Raw genomic sequence first — 19,311 nt, 5'->3', positions numbered from 1 at the left:
TTTTATATAGATTTACTGGAAAAATCATTTATGAAAGTTTTAATACTAGGCGGTAATTTTGACAACGCTGGTGGCACTGAGCGCGTAGGTTCTATGCTCGCTAACGGCTTATCGGAGGCAGGTTATGATATAACTCTCGCCAGTATCTGGTGTGGTTATAAGCCTTTCTTCTCCTTAAATAAAGAAATTGAAGTTTGTTCATTATTTGATGCGACAGGTCATAATTTATCTCGCACCCCAAGTATTATTTATAAAATAAGAAAGCTATTAAAAGAACAGAATATCGATACTTTAATAGTAGTCGAAACAATGTCTGTTATGTTTACTTTACCAGCTACTCTAGGTTTGCCAGTTAAACATGTATGTTGGGAGCATTTTAATTTTAATACTGATTTAGGAAAGCCACGTAGACGCTTAGCTCGTCAATTGGCTGCGCGGTACTGCGACTCAGTGGTTACCTTAACAGAAAGAGATAAAGCATATTGGTTGAAAGGTACTCGTCATAAATCACAAATAACAGCAATAGCCAATCCTTGTCCATTTCCAGTGCAATATTATGATAAGCCAGAGCACACTAACATAGTATTGGCTGTTGGCCGTTTAACGTATCAGAAAGGGTTTGACTTACTCCTCCAGTCTTGGCTTGAAGTACATAAGTCTATGCCAGACTGGAAACTAAAAATAGTTGGTGAAGGTGAAGACAGAGTTACACTAGCTCGATTTATTGAAGAAAACGAACTAAAAGAAAGTGTTGAGCTAGTAGGTAATACTAATAATATTAGCGAATACTACAAAGAAGCTGAGATATTTTGCTTAAGTTCTCGTTTTGAGGGGTTTGGCATGGTTCTAATTGAAGCTTTAGCTTTTGGTTTGCCTATCGTAAGCTTTGATTGTGAAGTTGGCCCAGCGGAGATCATGGAAGATACAGGATCTATTCTAGTGCCTCAGAATGATACTAGTGAGCTTACCTCATCCTTAATTAAAATGATGAGCAATGATGAGCAACGAAAAAGTATTAGTTTGAAAAGTAAAGAGAAAGCTGAGGTTTACCAACCTGAAAACATAATGAGTCAATGGATAAATCTAATTGAAGATATCAAGTAAATTTACAGTAAGTTTATTTTAGGCATGTTTTATGAAAATATTGATGATAATAACTGGTCTAGGTATGGGCGGTGCTGAACACGTTGTCATTAATCTGGCGGATGAGCTTGCCACATTGGGACACGAAGTGAAGTTAGCTTATTTGAATGGCGAAATTGAAGTTAAGGTTTCACCAAAAAATCCCGAAGTAGAGCTGATATCTATTGGAATGCATGGCTCTAAAGATTTTGCAAAGGCTTATATAAGGTTGAGAAAGTTAGTTAAAGACTTCAAACCCGATGTGGTACATAGTCATATGGTCCATGCAAATATTATATCGCGGCTGCTACGTTTAACTATTAGAATACCTAAAGTGATCAGTACTGCTCACAGTAGTAACGAGGGTGGGAAACTTAGAATGTTGGCCTATCGACTTACTGACAAATTAGCTGATATTTCAGTCAATGTGAGTCAATCAGCGGTTGAAGAGTTTATCACAAAAGGTGCTGTCAAGCCGGGACAAATGATTACTATTGCCAATGGTATTGATATTGATAAATTTAAATTTAATGACAGCTCTAGAATAAAGTTAAGATCTCAGCTTTCTATCAATAATGAGAAAGTAATTTTAGCAGTGGGTCGGCTTGATGCTGCAAAAGATTATCCTAATTTGTTAAATGCAATCACACTACTTAAAGTTGAACGTCAAGACTTTAAAGTTTTTATAGTAGGTGATGGACCTTATAAAGATACACTTTATAAGCTAACAAAAGATCTAAAAATTGATTCATGCGTAAGATTTTTAGGTATACGTAATGACGTGAAAGAACTGATGTCAGCCGCTGATATTTATGTAATGTCTTCAGCATGGGAAGGTTTGCCAATGGTTATTTTAGAAGCGATGGCATGCGAACGTTTTATTGTTGCAACAGACTGTGGTGGTATAAGTGAAGCTGTTGGCTCACAAGGTTTACTGGTTGAGTCAAAAAATGAGATTGTTTTAGCACAGGCTCTTGATAAAGCTTTGGGTTTAAGTGAGGTCGAGCGTTCTAACATTGGAGCTGCCGCACGTGAGCGTATTATTGACCACTATTCATTAGATGCGAATGTCGAAGCTTACCTTAAGTTATATAACCAGTGAAAAACTGTAGCTTTAACAAAGAGTACTAAGTCGCAGCGACGAGTCATCAACGAAGTGCCGTAAGAGAAAAGTGGTAAGTTTATTACAACCACTATTAAATCATAGAGATAACTAAATGTCAGACTTAAGTTGGATTAATACCTATGGTTTTTTAGGAACTAGGCTTTTTGAATTGCCCAGTCTACTTATATGCTTATTATCAATATTCATACTTGGATATAAGTTTCAAGTCTCATATAAGCACCAGATTATATTAGCCTTACATTGCTTTTTACCTTTTGTTTTAAATGATGTGCTATTCAGTGCCTCTTATATGCCAGATCAATTTAAGTACTGGAATGGTGTGAATGCCCTAAGAAATGGAGAACTAGCTTTTACTGAAGTGCTAGCAAATGGTGGTACTGTCTTGACAGCCAGTGCTCTGCTGGCGTTGATTCCACTCCCAACACCTGTCTCGATCATAAGCTTAGGGTTCTACAATACTCTGCTTTATATAATACTGTTTTTTATCCTGTACGCAAAAAAAATATTTACCAAAGTATCTGTGTGGTTTTATTTACTATTCCCAAGTATTGCTTTATATACTGCTTTAAGCTTAAGAGAAACTCTGATATTTTTCTTTATGATTTTGGCTGTAATATACGCCCGTGAATCTAAAGTTTTTAAAAGCATTATCTGTATCGCTCCCTTATACTTAATAAAATTCCAAAACTTTTTTATTTTAGGTCCTATAGTCTTACTATATTTTATATTTAACGTGGCAAAAAAAGGCATGGGAATAACCAAGGCGTTGGTTATCAGTGTTATTGCATTGGTTGGATTACTTCTCTCTGCTCCTATTACTATTCCCTTAGTAAACTATTATAGAGTGGCTATGTTTGTCGAAGATGGTGGTGAGGCAGACAAGGTTAGTATTATATCAGGCGCTGGTGACTTTGTATTTCAAGGCCTAACCTCAGCAGTGTACTTTTTAGCCAAACCTTTACCATGGGAAGCTAGCAATGCTCTACAGCTGGTGCAATCGTTAGAAAACCTAATTATATTAGCCCTCTTATTCTTAATAACTCGACAAGCCTGGAAAATATTTCCTGATAAACTTATCTTTTGGTTACTATTCATGATGTTAGCTATGTCAGTATATGGTCTGGTTGTATTTAACTATGGTACTGCTGTCCGTTATCGCTATCCATTTGTCATGATTTATGTCTTGTTTGTCTGTGCTGATTGTAATGTTAATCAAATTTATGAGCGAAAAAAATTAAAGTCTAACTATAATAAGCCATAGCTAATGCTAATAAAAACCGAAGGTGTATTATTTTGAAAATAGTTATTATAGGCACTACAGCTTTTACATTATTAAAATTTCGTTCCGACTTGATCTTGTCTTTAATTCAGAATGAGCATACTGTCTATGCTCTTGCGATAGATTACACATTGGAACAAAAGCAGCAGGTTGAAAGTCTTGGCGCTCATCCTATTGATTACAACTTAAGTAATTCAGGGTTAAATCCGTTTTCTGATCTCAAAACAGTATTACAGCTTAAGAAAGTACTTAATAGTATTCAAGCTGATTTAGTTTTTTCATACTTTTCTAAACCTGTTATTTATGGCACTTTAGCTGCTGCCTTAGCTAAGGTTCCAAAACGAGTGGCTATGTTAGAAGGATTAGGGTTTTTATTTACAAATCAACCGACTGGTCAAAAACTCAAAACGAAAATAGTAAGACAAATTCAGGTTATGCTATATAAAATAGCGTTCCGATTTGTAGACCGCATTGTATTTTTAAATCATGATGATCACATCGACTTGATTGAGCACTATAAAGTTAAAGTACGTAATGTAAGCATACTCGGTGGTATAGGTTTAAATCTTGATGATTACCCTTATAGTAAGCCAACATCCAATCCTATTCGTTTTATTTTTATTGGGCGCCTGTTAGCTGAAAAAGGGGTTAATGAGTATACAGCAGCGGCCCAAATAGTTAAGCGACACTACCCTGACACTGAATTTGTAATGCTAGGTGGTCTTGACCATGCAAATCCGGGTGCATTGACTGGTAATTCATTAGATAAGCTGGTTGCACAAGGCGCTATTATTTATAGAGGACATGTCGATAACGTTGATGAATGGCTTACCAACTCTAGCGTATTTGTCCTACCTTCATATCGTGAGGGTATGCCGCGTAGTACACAGGAGGCAATGGCTATTGGTCGAGCAATAATCACTACAAACGTCCCAGGTTGCCGTGAGACTGTCGTAGATGGTGTTAATGGCTTTATAGTTCCACCTTGGTCGGCCGAGCTGCTCGCTCAAAAAATGATTCACTTTATAGAGCAACCAGAACTTATTGAACAAATGGGTAAAGAAAGTTATCGCATTGCCCAAGAAAGATTTGATGCAAAGAAGGTTAATAAGGTTTTAATATCGCTGCTTCTAGATTAATGACACCTGCTGTCAAATCCATACAGTTAAACTTGGGAGATTTTAATTACGCAGCCTGACGATAAAAGTCAAACCACACCTGTCTTGGCGATTTATAGCCCAAGCCTTTTTGAATCCTGACTCCACTCGAGCATAGCTCTCGCCTTGCGTCGCTGCAAAGCAGTGCTTTGCTAATCGCTCCTCATTATAATACAACTCAATATATCCAATGATATCGTTGATGGCGGCAAATCTGGTTTTATAGTTTTGGTGATACACTAGCTCATTCTTCAATACGCCCCAGAAGCTTTCTATAGGTGCGTTATCAAATGAGCGAGGACAAGTAAGTGTCTGGGAGACACTTACCCGAGTGCAAGGCGAAGGGCTATGCCCGTAGTGGTTGCCTTTACCGCTCATTGAACCTGTCAACTGATGCTGTTTGATGATTTTATGGTACGCGTGGCTACAGTACTGACTACCTCTGTCAGAATGAACGACTAGCCCTTTGTAGTACGCGGCACATAGGAGTGATGCTAAAGAAGTGCTGGTTATCTTTGATAAAGGCGTACCTGACTAACTGTTTCTCGCGAAGTACGCCGTCGCCCCATTCAAGCATAGCTCTCATCTTGCGTCGGGGCGAAGCAGTGCTTCGCTTTATCCCTCCTCATTTAGTATCTCTCGTTCCTCTTCGGCTACTTTGAGCTGTCGTTTAAGACGCTTATTTTCTTCGATCACCGCTATGAGTTCAGGATCATATTGAGCTGTTCCTGCAAGTTTGCCTTGATTGGCTTTATTGTGCCAATTAGATAAGGTCTGCATGGCGATGCCTAGCTGCTTTGCGGTCGCTGAAATATTGCCATTATTATCCGCTATCTTCTTGACGGCTTCTGCTTTAAATTCTGTACTATAAGTTCTGATTTTCTTGGTCATGGTAAACTCCTGTGAATACGCTTAGTTTACCAAGTTTACTTGTACGGTTTCGGTGTTCGGTGTTTGTCAGCATAGCTCAGTCATTGGGGCGCTATACGGCAAAATGCTGTTTGCACTCGATTACGTTAAGCACAATATTAACAGCAGCATATTCTACGACTGGTGCAAACAAACTCTGATCCCAAGTCTTAAAACAAAATGCGTGATTGTCATGGATAACGCCAGATTTCATAAAGGCAAACGCATTCAAAAGCTACTTAATAGACATGGTCACCGTATTTTATGGTTGCCACCTTATAGCCCAGACTTGAACCCGATCGAAAAAAAATGGGCGCAAGTGAAGTTTCTACGCCAAGGTTGGTTGGAAAATGATTTGTCCAAATTGTTTTATGATATCTGTCCTAATCATAACAATTTTATTTTAAGCTGACTATAGCTCACAGACGATGGAGAGTGCTAAAACATTAAATCCTACTCGTTGGGGATCGCGCGAAGTGAGAAATTGTACGCCCGTCCCTCCAACGACATTGAACCCGTTAAAAGAACCGAAATCAATTGATGAAATGAGAGTCGCTTAGTTGGTAAATTGGTGACAACTATGTTGACAAACACCGGGCAAATAGGTCTGTTTTGATGGCACTGCGTTTGGGCTTACTCGGTGTTGACATGACGTTGACTTCGGCTTGGTTATGAGTTGACTTAGTTTAACGCGTTGTTAGGGGTTTTTAGAGGTTCCCTATAGACAATCTTTGGTAAATATTACTGATGTTACTGACTAATTACCGTTCTTTTGTTTTATATATACGTTATACTTGTCGAGTTTTTCGCAACGCCTAGTAGCCTCAGAATGAAAGAATTTATTTATATTTAACCCCACTCTCAACTTGAAATAAGCAAATCAAACTGAAGTGGCGGATTACCCAGTTTTTGATTGAGTACAAAGCACAGATTGTGCGACAGAATCTTACGAATCAATCGATGAGACAAATGCCATAAATCTCTTGCTCGTACCCTTTGTATATTAAATCGTTCTGATAGCTGACCAATGACTGTTTCAACGATACGGCGTGCTTTTCATTAGCCGCCTTACCACAGGTTTGGGTCTATCTTCTTTCATATTAGCTCTGAGTGGCGTTTGTAAATCTACTCCTTGAGCGTCGTAGTACGATGTCAGACTCGGGCTGATATACCCTTTATCAGCGCCAAGTAGCCCATGAATATGAGTGGTGATTTCTGGGGCAACCGCTCTTTCATCAACATTGGCAGGAGCAAAGGTAAAGCCTTTAATCATGCCCGATAAGTTAACAAGCAAATGTCCCTCAAAGCCATAGTATCTCTCTTGCTTAGCCGCACAGTAGCTAAAAGCCGCTAAGTCTTGATAGTTTTTATGCCGATAAGCGCGTCCATAATGACAGACGGGTATCGGAAAACCATCCATAAAATGGATGTTGTCACGGCCTTCAATTTGACTGACGTTATCTTGTATCTGCTGTTTGACTTGCCACAGATTGGCGCAGTGCTTTGCGAAGTTAGGGTATGAGCCGATGGCTGGAAACCAGTCTTGCCAATGCTGGGTAAAGTATTGCCAAATTTGTTTGTCTTGATCTAGGTGTAAAAATTCACCGACCATCTCCATGCAAATAACCTCAGGATCACTTAGCTTTGGCGCGTAACCTGCACTTCGCAAGGGTTTGGTGACGACTATTTTGTAATATTGCTCTACCATTAAATAGATATTGATGATAAATTCGTCTATGGGCATCTCACAACTCCATTGTATTCTTGGTCGAAAACAATAGATTAGTGAGATGCTCTTCTTTTTTCAATCACTTTTAAAGTTGAGAGTGGGGTTATGTTTAATAAAAGAATATTAGTGTCTTTAAAGTTTCTACCGGTTCAGATATTTGTAGGGTTACTACTGTGTAATTGGATACCATATATATTTTTAGACTGGGGCTATCTAGCTCAAGGGTTCAATAAAACCAGTACTTTTAATATTCTTGCAAGTGGTATGCTTACCTTATTGACTCTATTTACTCTGAATTTGATACGTCAGTTTCCAGGGATTAATTCAACCTCATACATATTGCCTGTGTTTATCTTCTGGTTCATTGTCGTCTTTGCACTGGCTGAAGTAACCTACTTTCCATTTTACTTGATCTATTATTCAATCAGTAGTATGTGCCTGCTCAGCTATATCTTCATCGTCAATATCATTAACCGTTACTATAAAGTGCAAACGCTTGCCTATATTCCAATAGGAAGAGCCGTAGACATGCCAGTACAAGTACCTTCTGCCGAATGGTTAAAATTAGACACAACCACTCTAGATCAAAATGTAAAGGGTATAGTAGCAGACCTCCATAGTCATGATTTGACTGATGACTGGCAGGAGTTTATTGCTCATAAGACTTTACAAGGTATACCGGTATATCATCATCGTCATATTCGTGAGTCACTGACTGGTAGAGTTAAGATCAACCATATGTATGAGAATGACCTCGGCTCTCTATTGCCTTGTGAAAACTATATGTTGGTAAAGTATTCCCTTGATTTTTTAATTATTCTAGTGCTATTGCCAGCCACCCTCATCATTTGCCTTTTTACGGCAATAGCGATCAAACTTGAAGACAATGGTAAGGTTTTCTATACCCAACTACGAGTTGGGCATCGAGGAAAGACTATCAAAGTTTATAAATTTCGTAGTATGCATGAAAAGTCGAAAGAAGTCTTAACTGTGGATAACGATGATCGTATTACTAAAGTTGGTCGATTCATCCGTAAAACGAGAGTGGATGAGCTTCCTCAATTCCTGAATGTCATTAAAGGTGAAATGAGCCTAATAGGTCCTAGAGCTGAGTTTATTGATTTTGCCCTTAAGCTTGAGCAACAAGTGCCTTTTTTCAACTATCGTCATATTGTAAAACCTGGCATATCTGGTTGGGCTCAAGTCAATCAAGGGTATGCGACTGGTGCAGAAGAAACCAAATTGAAAATTGAATATGATTTTTACTATATAAAGCACATATCATTTACATTGGATTTACTGATTTTCTTTAGGACCATTCATACAACATTTACCGGTTTCGGTTCGCGGTAAAGCTTTGAAAATGCTAAACCATTTTTTTATTAATTAGGACTTACGCAAAATCTAATAGACATTGCTAATCTCAAGAATAACGTAGTAGCATAACAGTCATGAAAAAGCCCAAAGTAACCCGACTAGATTATTGCCAGTATCTCATGGTGAGTCAAATAAACTACACCATTACCAACTATGCGGACCATCATCCTGAGAACATCAGCCATGACCGTATCAACCGTTATATTAAAGGTGACAAGCTCAAACCTCGTCTAGTATGGGAACAAGTTAAACAAGACATTGTCGCCGATGCTGAGGGTTACTTGCTCTTTGATGATACGGTATTAGACAAAGATCACAGTCATAAGATAGAACTGGTCAACCGCCAATATAGTGGCAATGCTAAACGATTAATTAAAGGCATTGGTCTTGTAAACTGCATCTACGTTAACCCGCATACCCAGCAGTATTGGGTTATTGACTACCGTATTTACGACAAAGCCATCGATGGTAAAACCAAGCTTGATCATTTAGAAGATATGTTACGACACACGATCGAGTACAAGCAATTGGTATTTAAAACGGTGCTTATGGACAGCTGGTATGCCACTAAAGATATCATGCTGACCATTGATGGTTTAGGTAAAATCTTTTACTGTCCGCTTAAGAGCAACCGTTTGGTTGATGATTCTAAGGGGCAACGCGCTTATACCGCAGTCAGTGCTTTACAATGGACTGAGGCCGAACAAGATAATGGCAAATTAATTAAGATCAATAAATTTCCTAAAGACTATGAAGTGCAACTGTTTCGGGTCGTGGTGAGTACTCACCGCACGGATTGGGTCGTGACCAACGATACCACTCAAACTCATCGTGATGACGTACAACAGGTGTGCGCCATACGCTGGAAGATTGAGCAGTTTCATCGTGAGATTAAGCAGTTAACGGGTATAGAATCTAATCAGTGTCGCAAAGCTCGTATTCAACGCAATCATATTTGCTGTTCTATACTGGTTTGGATAAGTTTGACACGTATTGCTAGGCAGACAAAGAAAACGGTATATCAGTTAAAACATGGCTTGCTGGATGACTATCTCTGCGAGCAATTACGCTCGCCTGAATTGGTGGTTGCGTAAGTCCTACAATTGATTTTGATCAAGAAATGAAGAAGGTACTTTCATGTCTAAGGCTTTCTACCAAAGTAACACAATATAGACGTGGTGCACTGAGACGAATTAAAGGATTACTAAAATGAAAATAGCCATAATGACTCAGCCTCTAGGCCATAATTACGGAGGCATACTACAAAACTATGCTTTGACACGAGTCCTAGAGCAGAAAGGCGCTAATGTTACTACTATTGACAGAGTTCGAGCCAGTCGACCAAAGCATCTAAAAGCCTTGTCTTTTATAAAAAACCAAACCTACAACAGAGTTAAAGGCTGCTATTACTATCTTCCCTCTGCTAATTATACCAAACCCAAAATATATAGTATAATCTACTGATGACCATACCAATACATAACCTAGAAGACCATGACTTTGGCAAACACTCAAAGACTGAGCGCAATCCCAGAGCCCGACTACGCCTGCTCATCTTATACCAATATAGTATAGGCAAAGCCACCAACGATATTGCCAAAGACCTCTGCATACATCCTGAAACTGCCAGACGGACATTGAAGCGATATTATGAACGAGGACTTGAGAGTCTCTACGATCGTCATCGTCGAGGTCGTCACAGCAAATTGGCAGAAGCAGACACAGACGCTTTTAAAGCCATGATAGTCTCTGAACAAGAAAAGCGCGCTGGCGGTCGTCTAACCGGCAAAGACATTCAGCAATTGGCTAAAGAACACTACAACGCTCACTACACCGTTAACGGTATCTACGAGCTACTCAAGCGTATTGATATGAGTTGGATAAGTGCTCGTAGTCAGCATCCAAAAGCCGACATACAAGCTCAAGACGCTTTTAAAAAAACTTTATAGCACAGGTTAAGGCGTCACTGCCTACTGATGTGAGCCTAGATCAAGTGGACATCTGGTTTCAAGATGAAACTCGAATAGGACAACAAGGCTCATTGACCAGAGTTTGGCATTACCGCGGTGGGCGACCTCGACTGATCAAGCAGCAACAGTTTCATTCCGCTTATCTGTTTGGTGCTTTTTGTCCAGCGACAAAGAAGGCTGTCGGCTTGGTACTGCCTTTCGTTAATAAACACACTATGTTATTGCATATGCAAGAGATTAGTAAAGCCGTTCCAAAAGGACGCCATGCGGTGGTGGTGATGGATGGCGCATTATGGCATCAACCAAGCTTGAATCAGGCTAATGTCACTATGCTTAAACTACCGCCTTATTCACCTGAGCTCAATCCCTCTGAGAGAGTATGGCAGTACCTTAAGCAAAATGAGTTATCTAATCGTTGTTATGACAGTTATGAGGCTATTGTCGATGCCGCTTGCTTGGCTTGGAATAATTTGCTTAAACAGCCACAAAGAATTCGGTCGTTAACTGCTCGTGCTTGGGCGCAACTTTAATTGTTGGGTTTGGTATTATTTAAAATTTATCTATGCTGAAAACCATGATTTCATCGATAAGTACCTTAGCCTGTCCCAAGAAATAGACAATTCAAAAGAGTTAAAAGCCTACTTCTTAAATGAAGACTTTGATACTGTTATTGTTGGTAGCGATCAAACATGGAGACCCAAATACTCTCCTTGTATTACTAACTACTTCCTTGATTTCTTATCTGATAATAGCAAAGTAAAAAAGTTTGCTTATGCTTCATCCTTTGGCACTAGCGAATGGGAGTTTGATGAAAAGCAAACAAAACAATGTAAAAAGCTGATTGCAAAGTTTGATGCTATCTCTGTTAGGGAAAATGCAGGCATTCAACTTTGCCGTAAATACCTTGGTACAGAAGCACAATTAGTACTAGATCCTACCTTACTACTAGAAAAACAGGATTACATAGATCTAATTAAAAATAAGTTAGGCTCACTTGAGTCCCCTACTCAAGGAGTTTTCAACTACATATTAGATGATAATGAAGCTAAAATAGAGGTTGTTAACCAAGTGTCTAACTATTTGGATATAAGCTCGTTTAGGAAACAACCTAACAAGAAGCTACCTATAACGAATAAGAAAGACTTATTAGATTATAAATATCCAGCTATAGAAGAATGGTTGAATTCTTTTTATACAGCAGATTTCGTAATTACTGATTCATTCCATGGAACAGTGCTATCTATTGTTTTTGAGAAGCCTTTTATCACGATAGTTAATAAAGATAGAGGATCAGCTCGCTTTGAGTCTTTACTCAGCCTGTTGGGATTAGAAGATAGAATGTTCTATGATGTGGCGAATATCGATATGTCTATTGTAGAGGACAGTATTGATTATAATGCTATTAAACTAAAATTAGAGCCTCTACAGAAGCTTTCTTTTAACTTCTTAGATAGTATTTTCGAAAAATAAAATATAGATGTAATTAAATATATATCGGATTATCTAGTCACTATAAAATAAGGCCAATATAAACAGTATGACGCCACTCGTTAGTATAATTATTCCTGTATATAAAGTAGAAAAATATATTGAAAAATGTATGCAAAGTCTGCTTGATCAAACGTATGATAACTTTGAGGCTTTAGTCGTTGATGATGGTAGCCCAGATAGCTCTATAACTCTAGCTAAAGAGCTAGTAGGTAATGATTCTCGCTTTATTTTCTTTGAAAAAGAAAATGGTGGGCAAGGTTCTGCCAGAAACTTGGGATTGGATCATGCCAAAGGTGAGTATATCGCTTTTTTGGATAGTGACGACTCTTACACTCCTGATATGTTGCAGGTGGTTACAGAGGAGTTTGCTAAAGAAGATGATATGGACGTCTTAACTTTTGGAGTCAATTACGTAACAACAGATGATAAAGTTATTAATCGAATATTTTCAGATGTCTCGTATTTTAATACAGCTAAAGATGTCTTACTAGTGAATGGAGCGGCCACCCGATTCTTTTGGGATAAGGTTTATAAAAGAGACGTTTTATCTAAATATAGGTTTTCGGACAGTGTTAAAACATTTGAAGATGTCGATTTAATATATCAAGTACTATATAAATGTTCTATTAAGAATATTCCTAATTGCTTATATAATTATACTCAAAGAGAAGGCTCAACTATGTATAGCCTTCCTGCTTCTTTTATAGAAGATAAGAAAGCCCTTACAATAAATGCTAAAAACTTCCTACTCAAAAATAACATCTTTAAGGAAAATAAAGATTATTATGAAATATTTTATTTAGATGAAATGTTTTATAAGCCCTTACTTAGAATATCTAGATATTCTAAAAATTATAAATCCGATATTCGATCTTTACTTTCTAAAACTGATAGTGAAATGTTAACATTGTATAATATTTCAAAATTTAGATCGCATAAAGGTAATAAAGGTTTCTTAACTTTATTCTCATTTCGAACAAATAAATATTTACCTTTGATTATTGTCCAACTTAGAATTTTATCTAGAAGAGAAAAGTAAAATGAAACGCATAATAACCTATGGAACGTTTGATCTATTGCATTACGGTCATATAAATCTACTTCGTCGAGCTAAGCAACAAGGTGACTATCTTGTCGTTGCTCTATCGACTGATGAGTTTAACAAAGACGCAAAAGACAAAGTATGCTATTTTAGTTATGAAAAAAGAAAAGCACTCTTAGAGGCTATTCGATTTGTAGATTTAGTAATTCCTGAAGAAAATTGGAAGCAGAAATCTGAAGACATAGAACTCTATCACATAGATAAATTCGTTATGGGTGATGACTGGGTAGGGCACTTCGACTTTTTAAAAGAGCAATGTGAAGTTGTGTATTTAGAACGCACGCCTGAAATATCAACTACGAAAATAAAGTTAGATATGAAGAATTAGTTTTAGACGATCGAGGTGTTAACTTTGAGCTTTAAAAATATTATTGATATTGCTTATTCTAGTGCAATGTTTGGTTTATCTCTAGTTACAAAAAATGCGCCCAATTTTTGGTTATTTGGTGCACAGGATGGGTATAGCTATTCTGATAATTCTAGATATTTTTTTGAATGGATGTTAGAACATCATGCAAGCGAAAAGTGCTTTTGGGTAACTAAGGATAGAAGTATATATAATGAGTTATTATCTCAAGGGATACCTGTACTGTACTTTTATGATGTCAGGAATATCTTTTGTATCGCAAAAGCAAAATTTATTGTTTGTACGCACAGTCACATCGGAAATGATGTATATAAATTTATAAATCGAAGTAAATCATTGATTACGCTATGGCATGGGATTCCCCTAAAAAAAATGGGTAATTCACCGAAGAGAAAATATCGGCGTTATTTAAATATGAAAGACCAGCCTGATTTGTTTTTGGTGACATCAGAACGAGATGCAGAACTTTTCAATGACTTGTATCATATAGATAGAGATAAATTCTTTATTGGAACTTATCCTAGAGTTAATAATTTGATATCAAGAGCAGATAATAATAAAACAATCTTATATGCACCAACTTTCAGAGATGGGATGGGTCAAAACTATTATGATAAGTATGTCTTTCCAACTTTAAATGAGTTGCACAGTCTAAACGATAGCTTAGTCAAGATAGATCACCGTTTCATTGTAAAGATGCACCCCTATGTGAAGGCCGAGTTTCCTGATTTAAGTGGCTTTTCAAACATAGAGCTAGTTTCAGCATTTGATGATGTACAGTTTTACTTGGCTCAAGCTAGCATCCTAATTACCGATTATTCGTCTATTTACTTTGATTACTTAAACCTTGATAGAGAGATAATATTCTTTATACCTGATTTCGAATGGTATCACCAAGAGTCCAACCGTGGTCTTCTTTATGAATATGAAGATGTCACACCAGGTGTCAAATTGACCACTTGGCTAGAATTGGAAAGTAATTTAGTAAACTTAATTAGTAATAATAATACTGCTGATTTTTCTCAAAATCGAAAAGAGGTTCTTGATTTTTTCTATACCCAACGATATTCAGATAATGCAGATCTACTGAATGCTTGTCAGCAAGTTAATATTTAAGAATCAGCGTTTTCATTATATTTTTATTTTTATTTTTATGAATGTGTTTATCCCTTACATTTTGTTTTCATATATCAGGTAAGATAGGTTTAGTTATGAGAATACTGAACCGCCCCGAGATTGTCGGAGACTCAACTTTCTGAGAGAATACGGCAATGAAAACACGAAACTATACCCCCGAAATGAAAGAGCGAGCCGTCCGTATGCTAATTGAAGCTAAAGACGACTACCCATCCACCTGGTCAGCCATCAAAGCCATAGCGCCAAAGATAGGTTGCACGCCTGAGACCCTACGATCATGGCATAAAAAGCACATTGATAAAACCATTCCTGCAAACATTCAAGCTCAAAGCCAAGCCGAGCGTATCAAAGAGCTTGAACGTGAGAACAGAGAGTTAAAGCAAGCCAATGAAATTATAAAGAAAGCTGCTGCTTTTTTCGCCCAGGCGGAGCTCGACCGCAAACCCAAGTAATGGTTGATTTTATAGATGACCACAAACCACAATATGGAGTCGAGCCAATCTGTAGAGTACTACCGATTGCTCCATCCACATACTATCGTGCCAAAGAGCTAGAATTCAGTCCTGAAAAGCGTTCACAGCGTAGTCAGCATGACGATTTCTATCTTAATGAGATTAAACGTATCTGGCAGGACAGCAAGTGCCGTTATGGTACTCGTAAAGTCTGGAAACAGTTGAAAGCAGAGGGTTAGGACTTACGCAAAACCAGAGATATATTGCCAACCTAAAGCATAGCGTAGTACCATAATAGTCATGAAGAAGCCTAAAGTAACCCGACTAGATTATTGCCAGTATCTCATGGTGCGCCAAATAAACTACACCATCACCAACTATGCTGATCATCATCCTGAGAACATCAGTCATGACCGTATCAACCGTTATATTAAAGGTGACAAGCTCAAACCTCGTCTAGTATGGGAACAAGTTAAACAAGACATTGTCGCCGATGCTGAGGGTTACTTGCTCTTTGATGATACGGTATTAGACAAAGATCACAGTCATAAGATAGAACTGGTCAACCGCCAATATAGTGGCAATGCTAAACGATTAATTAAAGGCATTGGTCTTGTAAACTGCATCTACGTTAACCCGCATACCCAGCAGTATTGGGTTATTGACTACCGTATTTACGACAAAGCCATCGATGGTAAAACCAAGCTTGATCATTTAGAAGATATGTTACGACACACGATCGAGTACAAGCAATTGGTATTTAAAACGGTGCTTATGGACAGCTGGTATGCCACTAAAGATATCATGCTGACCATTGATGGTTTAGGTAAAATCTTTTACTGTCCGCTTAAGAGCAACCGTTTGGTTGATGATTCTAAGGGGCAACGCGCTTATACCTCAGTCAGTGCTTTACAATGGACTGAGGCCGAACAAGATAATGGCAAATTAATTAAGATCAATAAATTTCCTAAAGACTATAAAGTGCAACTGTTTCGGGTTGTGGTGAGTGCTCACCGCACGGATTGGGTCGTAACCAACGACACCACTCAAACAAATCGTGATGACGTACAACAGGTGTGCGCCATACGCTGGAAGATTGAGCAGTTTCATCGTGAGATTAAGCAATTAACAGGTATAGAGTCTAATCAGTGTCGAAAAGCAGGTATTCAGCGCAATCATATTTGCTGTTCTATATTAGTTTGGATAAGTTTGACCCGTATTGCTAGGCAGACAAAGAAAACGGTATATCAGTTAAAACATGGCTTGCTGGATGACTATCTCTGCGAGCAGTTACGCTCGCCTAGACTGATTGTTGCGTAAGTCCTAATTATAAATCATGAGTAAACCACTATGACAAAACAACTGCCCTACCACCGATTAAATACTTTTAAATTAATGAGCATTTTATTGAGTTTTGGCATGGCAAGTACATTTGCTACTGCTCAAAACATACATATCAATGACATGAGCCTAAAATCAGAACTGAACTGGTTGAACTCACAAGGTGTTATCCAAATCAGTACGAGTACATGGCCATTAACTGCAAATGAGATCAAGCGTGCACTGATGTCAGCTAAAGTAAAAACCTCAGAACAACAGCAGATAATACAGTCGATACAGCTAACACTAAAGCAAAAACCCAAATCGCTTGTTAATGCACAAGTTGGTTTATATGCTCAAACTGATAGGCAGCGCCTCCCACAAACTTTTGCTGATAATAAAATGTCTACAGTACAGGCTAGTTTACAAGCTGGTATTAGTGAAGAAGATTGGGAGTTCAACCTACAAGCCAACCTTAAAGTTGATGACCTAATAAATGACGACGATGTGAGTTTTGAAGGCTCTTATGTAGCAGGTAAATTTGCCAATCAATGGCTAATAGCTGGACAAATCCCAACATGGTGGGGGCCTGGACATGATGGCAGCCTAATCCGAGGAGATGCCAGTCTTCCTGTCATGGGTCTGACCCTGCAGCGTGATGAGCAAAACGCACCAACCTCCCCATATTTATCTTGGGTAGGTCCTTGGCAGTATCAGTTATTTGCAGGTCAATTGGACGATTATAAAGCAGTACCAGATGCTAAGATGTTTGGTGCGCGTCTTACTGCTAGTCCATGGCCTTGGTTAGAGGTTGGAGCTTCTCGTACTTTTATGTGGGGCGGAGAAGGACGACCTGAGAGCTTTAGCTCATTTGGTGATGCTCTTTTAGGAACAAGAGACAACGATACCACTACTGGTAATACTGACCAAGATCCTGCCAACCAACTAGGAGGGTTTGATGCTCGCGTCAACTTAATGCCACTAGTAGGTTTGCCGACTGGTATTTATGCACAGTATATCGGTGAAGATGAAGCAGGTGGTTTACCTGCTAAAAACATGTATTTAGCAGGTATAGACTATGCCTCAAATATAAATGCTCTGCCTTATCAATTATATGCTGAATATACTGATACTCGTTCTAGTGGTGAAGCACGCGGCATTTCCTATGATCACTTTCTTTATACAGATGGTTATTATCAGCATGGCTATCCGTTAGGATATGGATTGGGTGGTGACGCCGAAAGTGTGGCGCTTGGTGGCAAGCTTTGGGTAGACAACAAAAATTTCATCACTACTAAGCTACAATATGCCAAAGTTAATCAATCGAATGAGAATGATAACCAAGCTTATCCTGAGCTAGAAACCTTAAAGGTAGCCGATATAGCTTGGGAGCACCAAATGAACCCAAAAACGCTAATTTCTAGCCGAGTATGGGCATTAGATTCGAACAAACAATCAACTGATGTAGGTGCTGGTGTTGGTCTTGAGTTTACTAATTTTTAGTATAAAACTCATAGGAAAATGGTTAGAAAAGCATTAATTGATAACCTTTGGGAACAACTGCAGGTAACTATGGCACAACATGGTTGCTATCAAGAATAAAAGAACCGCGAGGTTATGGAAGCTATTCTCTGGAAACTCCGTACAGGGGCTCCTTGGTGTGACATACCTAGAGAGTTAGGCCCGTGGAAAACTGCTTATAATCGTTTTAATCGATGGTCAAAGACTGGTTTGTGGCAGAATTTTTTTTTGGCTTACGAAAAGAAATTGATACGGAATGGGTATTCACCGACGGAAATTATATACGGTGTCATCAACATGCAAGTGGAGCTCGGCTTGGTGAAGATCGAGCAATTGGACAAAGCCGTGGCGGAGCAACTACAAAGATACACCTATCCTGTGATGCCGATGGATATCCGCTCAATTTTAAAATCACTGGGGGTGGACGCCCACGACAGTCAAGTTGCAGGTGGGTTGATTAAAATGATTGGACAAGCTGATTACTTTGTCGCTGATAAAGGCTATGACTCAGAGGCTATCAGAGATAAGGATCGCATGCATGGCATGATACCTATCAGTCCTAAAAGAGCGAACGCCAAGCAGTCTAACTCAGAACTTGATAGCTATTTGAACAAGTTACGCCATTTAGTAGAAAATGTATTTGCGAGACTCAAGCATTTCCGTAGCATCGCTACTCGCTATGAAAAGTTGGCTCTCAATTTTAAATCTATGCTTTACCTAGCATGCACCATCATTCATTGCAAGATGAATTGAGGACACGCCCTAGTTGACAAGGTATTTATTCAAATAAATTGTTGGTATATTGGTTGGTATAAGAAAATTTATAACATACAATAATCTTCAATATCAAATGGTTACATATCGAGTTAAGTTGATACTGGGCCCACCAAATTCAAACCCTTACTGAACCGCCCCGATATTGTCGGAGACTCAACATTCTGAGAGAATACGACAATGAAAAGACAAACTTATACTCCTGAGATCAAAGAACGCGCCGTTCGGATGCTGATTGAAGTGGCAGGTGACTATCCCTCTATGTGGTCAGCTATTCAAGCCATCGCCCCTAAGATTGGCTGTACGCCTGAAACCCTACGATCGTGGCATAAAAAGCACATTGATCAAACCATTCCTGCCTCAGTGCAAGCTCAAAGTGACAAAGAGCGCATCAAAGAGCTTGAACGCGAATGTCGCGAGCTTAAGCAAGCCAATGAGATTATACGTAAGGCTGCTGCTTTTTTCGCCCAGGCGGAGC

17 protein-coding genes, 4 pseudogenes and 1 other annotated feature are annotated in these 19,311 nt (G+C 38.6%); of the genes and pseudogenes, 19 read left to right on the top strand and 2 right to left on the bottom strand.

What is annotated here, in order from left to right; all coding sequences use genetic code 11:
- Window positions 1–30 precede the first annotated feature (30 nt).
- The 4 genes from JFC08_RS08405 (at window position 31) to JFC08_RS08390 (ending at window position 4,666) form a co-directional block, all read left to right on the top strand.
- Window positions 31–1,104 (top strand): glycosyltransferase family 4 protein, encoded by a 1,074-nt coding sequence (locus JFC08_RS08405; protein ID WP_198330397.1) that lies wholly within the window; start codon window positions 31–33, stop codon window positions 1,102–1,104.
- A 31-nt stretch (window positions 1,105–1,135) separates the two neighbouring features.
- The gene (locus JFC08_RS08400) at window positions 1,136–2,224 is read left to right on the top strand and encodes a glycosyltransferase (protein ID WP_198330396.1); all 1,089 of its coding nucleotides are present in this window, start codon (window positions 1,136–1,138) and stop codon (window positions 2,222–2,224) included.
- 115 nt (window positions 2,225–2,339) lie between these two features.
- The gene (locus tag JFC08_RS08395; protein WP_198330395.1) at window positions 2,340–3,509 is read left to right on the top strand and encodes a hypothetical protein; all 1,170 of its coding nucleotides are present in this window, start codon (window positions 2,340–2,342) and stop codon (window positions 3,507–3,509) included.
- Window positions 3,510–3,541: 32 nt separating this feature from the next.
- Window positions 3,542–4,666 (top strand): glycosyltransferase family 4 protein, encoded by a 1,125-nt coding sequence (locus JFC08_RS08390; protein ID WP_198330394.1) that lies wholly within the window; start codon window positions 3,542–3,544, stop codon window positions 4,664–4,666.
- Between the two features lie 46 nt (window positions 4,667–4,712).
- On the opposite strand, the pseudogene JFC08_RS14055 reads toward JFC08_RS08390, so the two are convergent.
- Window positions 4,713–5,575: pseudogene (locus JFC08_RS14055) on the bottom strand (transposase).
- Between the two features lie 52 nt (window positions 5,576–5,627).
- Between JFC08_RS14055 and JFC08_RS08380 the strand changes: the two are divergent.
- Window positions 5,628–6,005, top strand: coding sequence for a transposase (locus JFC08_RS08380; protein WP_276509894.1), 378 nt, complete (start codon window positions 5,628–5,630; stop codon window positions 6,003–6,005).
- Window positions 6,006–6,454: 449 nt separating this feature from the next.
- Here the strand turns inward: JFC08_RS08380 and JFC08_RS08375 are convergent.
- A pseudogene (locus JFC08_RS08375) lies at window positions 6,455–7,337 on the bottom strand (IS982 family transposase).
- 90 nt (window positions 7,338–7,427) lie between these two features.
- Between JFC08_RS08375 and JFC08_RS08370 the strand changes: the two are divergent.
- The 14 genes and pseudogenes from JFC08_RS08370 to JFC08_RS08305 all read left to right on the top strand — a co-directional run.
- Entirely contained in the window at window positions 7,428–8,675 is a 1,248-nt protein-coding gene (locus tag JFC08_RS08370; RefSeq protein WP_227697705.1) for a sugar transferase, read from the top strand.
- Window positions 8,676–8,773: 98 nt separating this feature from the next.
- The gene (locus JFC08_RS08365) at window positions 8,774–9,793 is read left to right on the top strand and encodes an IS701 family transposase (RefSeq protein WP_198330393.1); all 1,020 of its coding nucleotides are present in this window, start codon (window positions 8,774–8,776) and stop codon (window positions 9,791–9,793) included.
- Window positions 9,794–10,162: 369 nt separating this feature from the next.
- The gene (locus JFC08_RS08360) at window positions 10,163–10,648 is read left to right on the top strand and encodes a winged helix-turn-helix domain-containing protein (RefSeq protein WP_198330392.1); all 486 of its coding nucleotides are present in this window, start codon (window positions 10,163–10,165) and stop codon (window positions 10,646–10,648) included.
- Window positions 10,649–10,677: 29 nt separating this feature from the next.
- Window positions 10,678–11,199: an IS630 family transposase gene (locus JFC08_RS08355; protein WP_192521012.1), complete on the top strand. Its 522-nt coding sequence runs from the start codon at window positions 10,678–10,680 to the stop codon at window positions 11,197–11,199.
- The gene (locus JFC08_RS08350; protein WP_198330391.1) at window positions 11,180–12,139 is read left to right on the top strand and encodes a polysaccharide pyruvyl transferase family protein; all 960 of its coding nucleotides are present in this window, start codon (window positions 11,180–11,182) and stop codon (window positions 12,137–12,139) included. Before JFC08_RS08355 ends, JFC08_RS08350 begins: the two co-directional genes overlap by 20 nt.
- 67 nt (window positions 12,140–12,206) lie before the next feature.
- A complete protein-coding gene (locus tag JFC08_RS08345) occupies window positions 12,207–13,199 on the top strand; it encodes a glycosyltransferase family 2 protein (RefSeq protein ID WP_198330390.1) in 993 nt (330 codons plus the stop codon).
- Between the two features lies 1 nt (window position 13,200).
- Window positions 13,201–13,590 (top strand): glycerol-3-phosphate cytidylyltransferase, encoded by a 390-nt coding sequence (tagD, locus tag JFC08_RS08340; RefSeq protein ID WP_198330389.1) that lies wholly within the window; start codon window positions 13,201–13,203, stop codon window positions 13,588–13,590.
- Window positions 13,591–13,614: 24 nt separating this feature from the next.
- Window positions 13,615–14,745: a CDP-glycerol glycerophosphotransferase family protein gene (locus JFC08_RS08335; protein WP_198330388.1), complete on the top strand. Its 1,131-nt coding sequence runs from the start codon at window positions 13,615–13,617 to the stop codon at window positions 14,743–14,745.
- A gap of 155 nt (window positions 14,746–14,900) precedes the next feature.
- Window positions 14,901–15,454, top strand: a pseudogene (locus JFC08_RS13780) (transposase); the annotation flags it as partial.
- Window positions 15,176–15,292: a sequence feature (AL1L pseudoknot), on the top strand. (Overlaps the previous pseudogene by 117 nt.)
- Before the next feature lie 64 nt (window positions 15,455–15,518).
- Window positions 15,519–16,538 carry an IS701 family transposase gene (locus JFC08_RS08320; protein WP_198330386.1) on the top strand — a complete coding sequence of 340 codons (1,020 nt, stop codon included), beginning with the start codon at window positions 15,519–15,521 and terminating at the stop codon, window positions 16,536–16,538.
- 99 nt (window positions 16,539–16,637) lie between these two features.
- The gene (locus tag JFC08_RS08315) at window positions 16,638–18,041 is read left to right on the top strand and encodes a capsule assembly Wzi family protein (protein WP_227697704.1); all 1,404 of its coding nucleotides are present in this window, start codon (window positions 16,638–16,640) and stop codon (window positions 18,039–18,041) included.
- Window positions 18,042–18,155: 114 nt separating this feature from the next.
- Window positions 18,156–18,272 (top strand): annotated as a pseudogene (locus JFC08_RS14050) (transposase); the annotation flags it as partial.
- A gap of 84 nt (window positions 18,273–18,356) precedes the next feature.
- Window positions 18,357–18,812 carry a transposase gene (locus JFC08_RS14045; protein ID WP_420825211.1) on the top strand — a complete coding sequence of 152 codons (456 nt, stop codon included), beginning with the start codon at window positions 18,357–18,359 and terminating at the stop codon, window positions 18,810–18,812.
- Window positions 18,813–19,013: 201 nt separating this feature from the next.
- Window positions 19,014–19,311, top strand: a 298-nt coding sequence (locus tag JFC08_RS08305) for a transposase (RefSeq protein WP_198330384.1), incomplete at its 3' end; no start/stop codon positions are given.

Origin of the sequence: Psychrobacter cibarius (assembly GCF_016107535.1) — a bacterium.
Taxonomy (GTDB): domain Bacteria; phylum Pseudomonadota; class Gammaproteobacteria; order Pseudomonadales; family Moraxellaceae; genus Psychrobacter; species Psychrobacter cibarius.
This window is presented reverse-complemented; position numbering and strand designations above follow the sequence as displayed.

Bases quoted from the DNA above. Each gene is read 5' to 3' on its own strand.
- JFC08_RS08405 (WP_198330397.1), top strand. From the start codon at position 31: ATGAAAGTTTTAATACTAGGCGGTAATTTTGACAACGCTGGTGGCACT.
- JFC08_RS08400 (WP_198330396.1), top strand. From the start codon at position 1,136: ATGAAAATATTGATGATAATAACTGGTCTAGGTATGGGCGGTGCTGAA.
- JFC08_RS08395 (WP_198330395.1), top strand. From the start codon at position 2,340: ATGTCAGACTTAAGTTGGATTAATACCTATGGTTTTTTAGGAACTAGG.
- JFC08_RS08370 (WP_227697705.1), top strand. From the start codon at position 7,428: ATGTTTAATAAAAGAATATTAGTGTCTTTAAAGTTTCTACCGGTTCAG.
- JFC08_RS08365 (WP_198330393.1), top strand. From the start codon at position 8,774: ATGAAAAAGCCCAAAGTAACCCGACTAGATTATTGCCAGTATCTCATG.
- JFC08_RS08360 (WP_198330392.1), top strand. From the start codon at position 10,163: ATGACCATACCAATACATAACCTAGAAGACCATGACTTTGGCAAACAC.
- JFC08_RS08345 (WP_198330390.1), top strand. From the start codon at position 12,207: ATGACGCCACTCGTTAGTATAATTATTCCTGTATATAAAGTAGAAAAA.
- tagD (WP_198330389.1), top strand. From the start codon at position 13,201: ATGAAACGCATAATAACCTATGGAACGTTTGATCTATTGCATTACGGT.
- JFC08_RS08320 (WP_198330386.1), top strand. From the start codon at position 15,519: ATGAAGAAGCCTAAAGTAACCCGACTAGATTATTGCCAGTATCTCATG.
- JFC08_RS08315 (WP_227697704.1), top strand. From the start codon at position 16,638: ATGGCAAGTACATTTGCTACTGCTCAAAACATACATATCAATGACATG.
- JFC08_RS14045 (WP_420825211.1), top strand. From the start codon at position 18,357: ATGCAAGTGGAGCTCGGCTTGGTGAAGATCGAGCAATTGGACAAAGCC.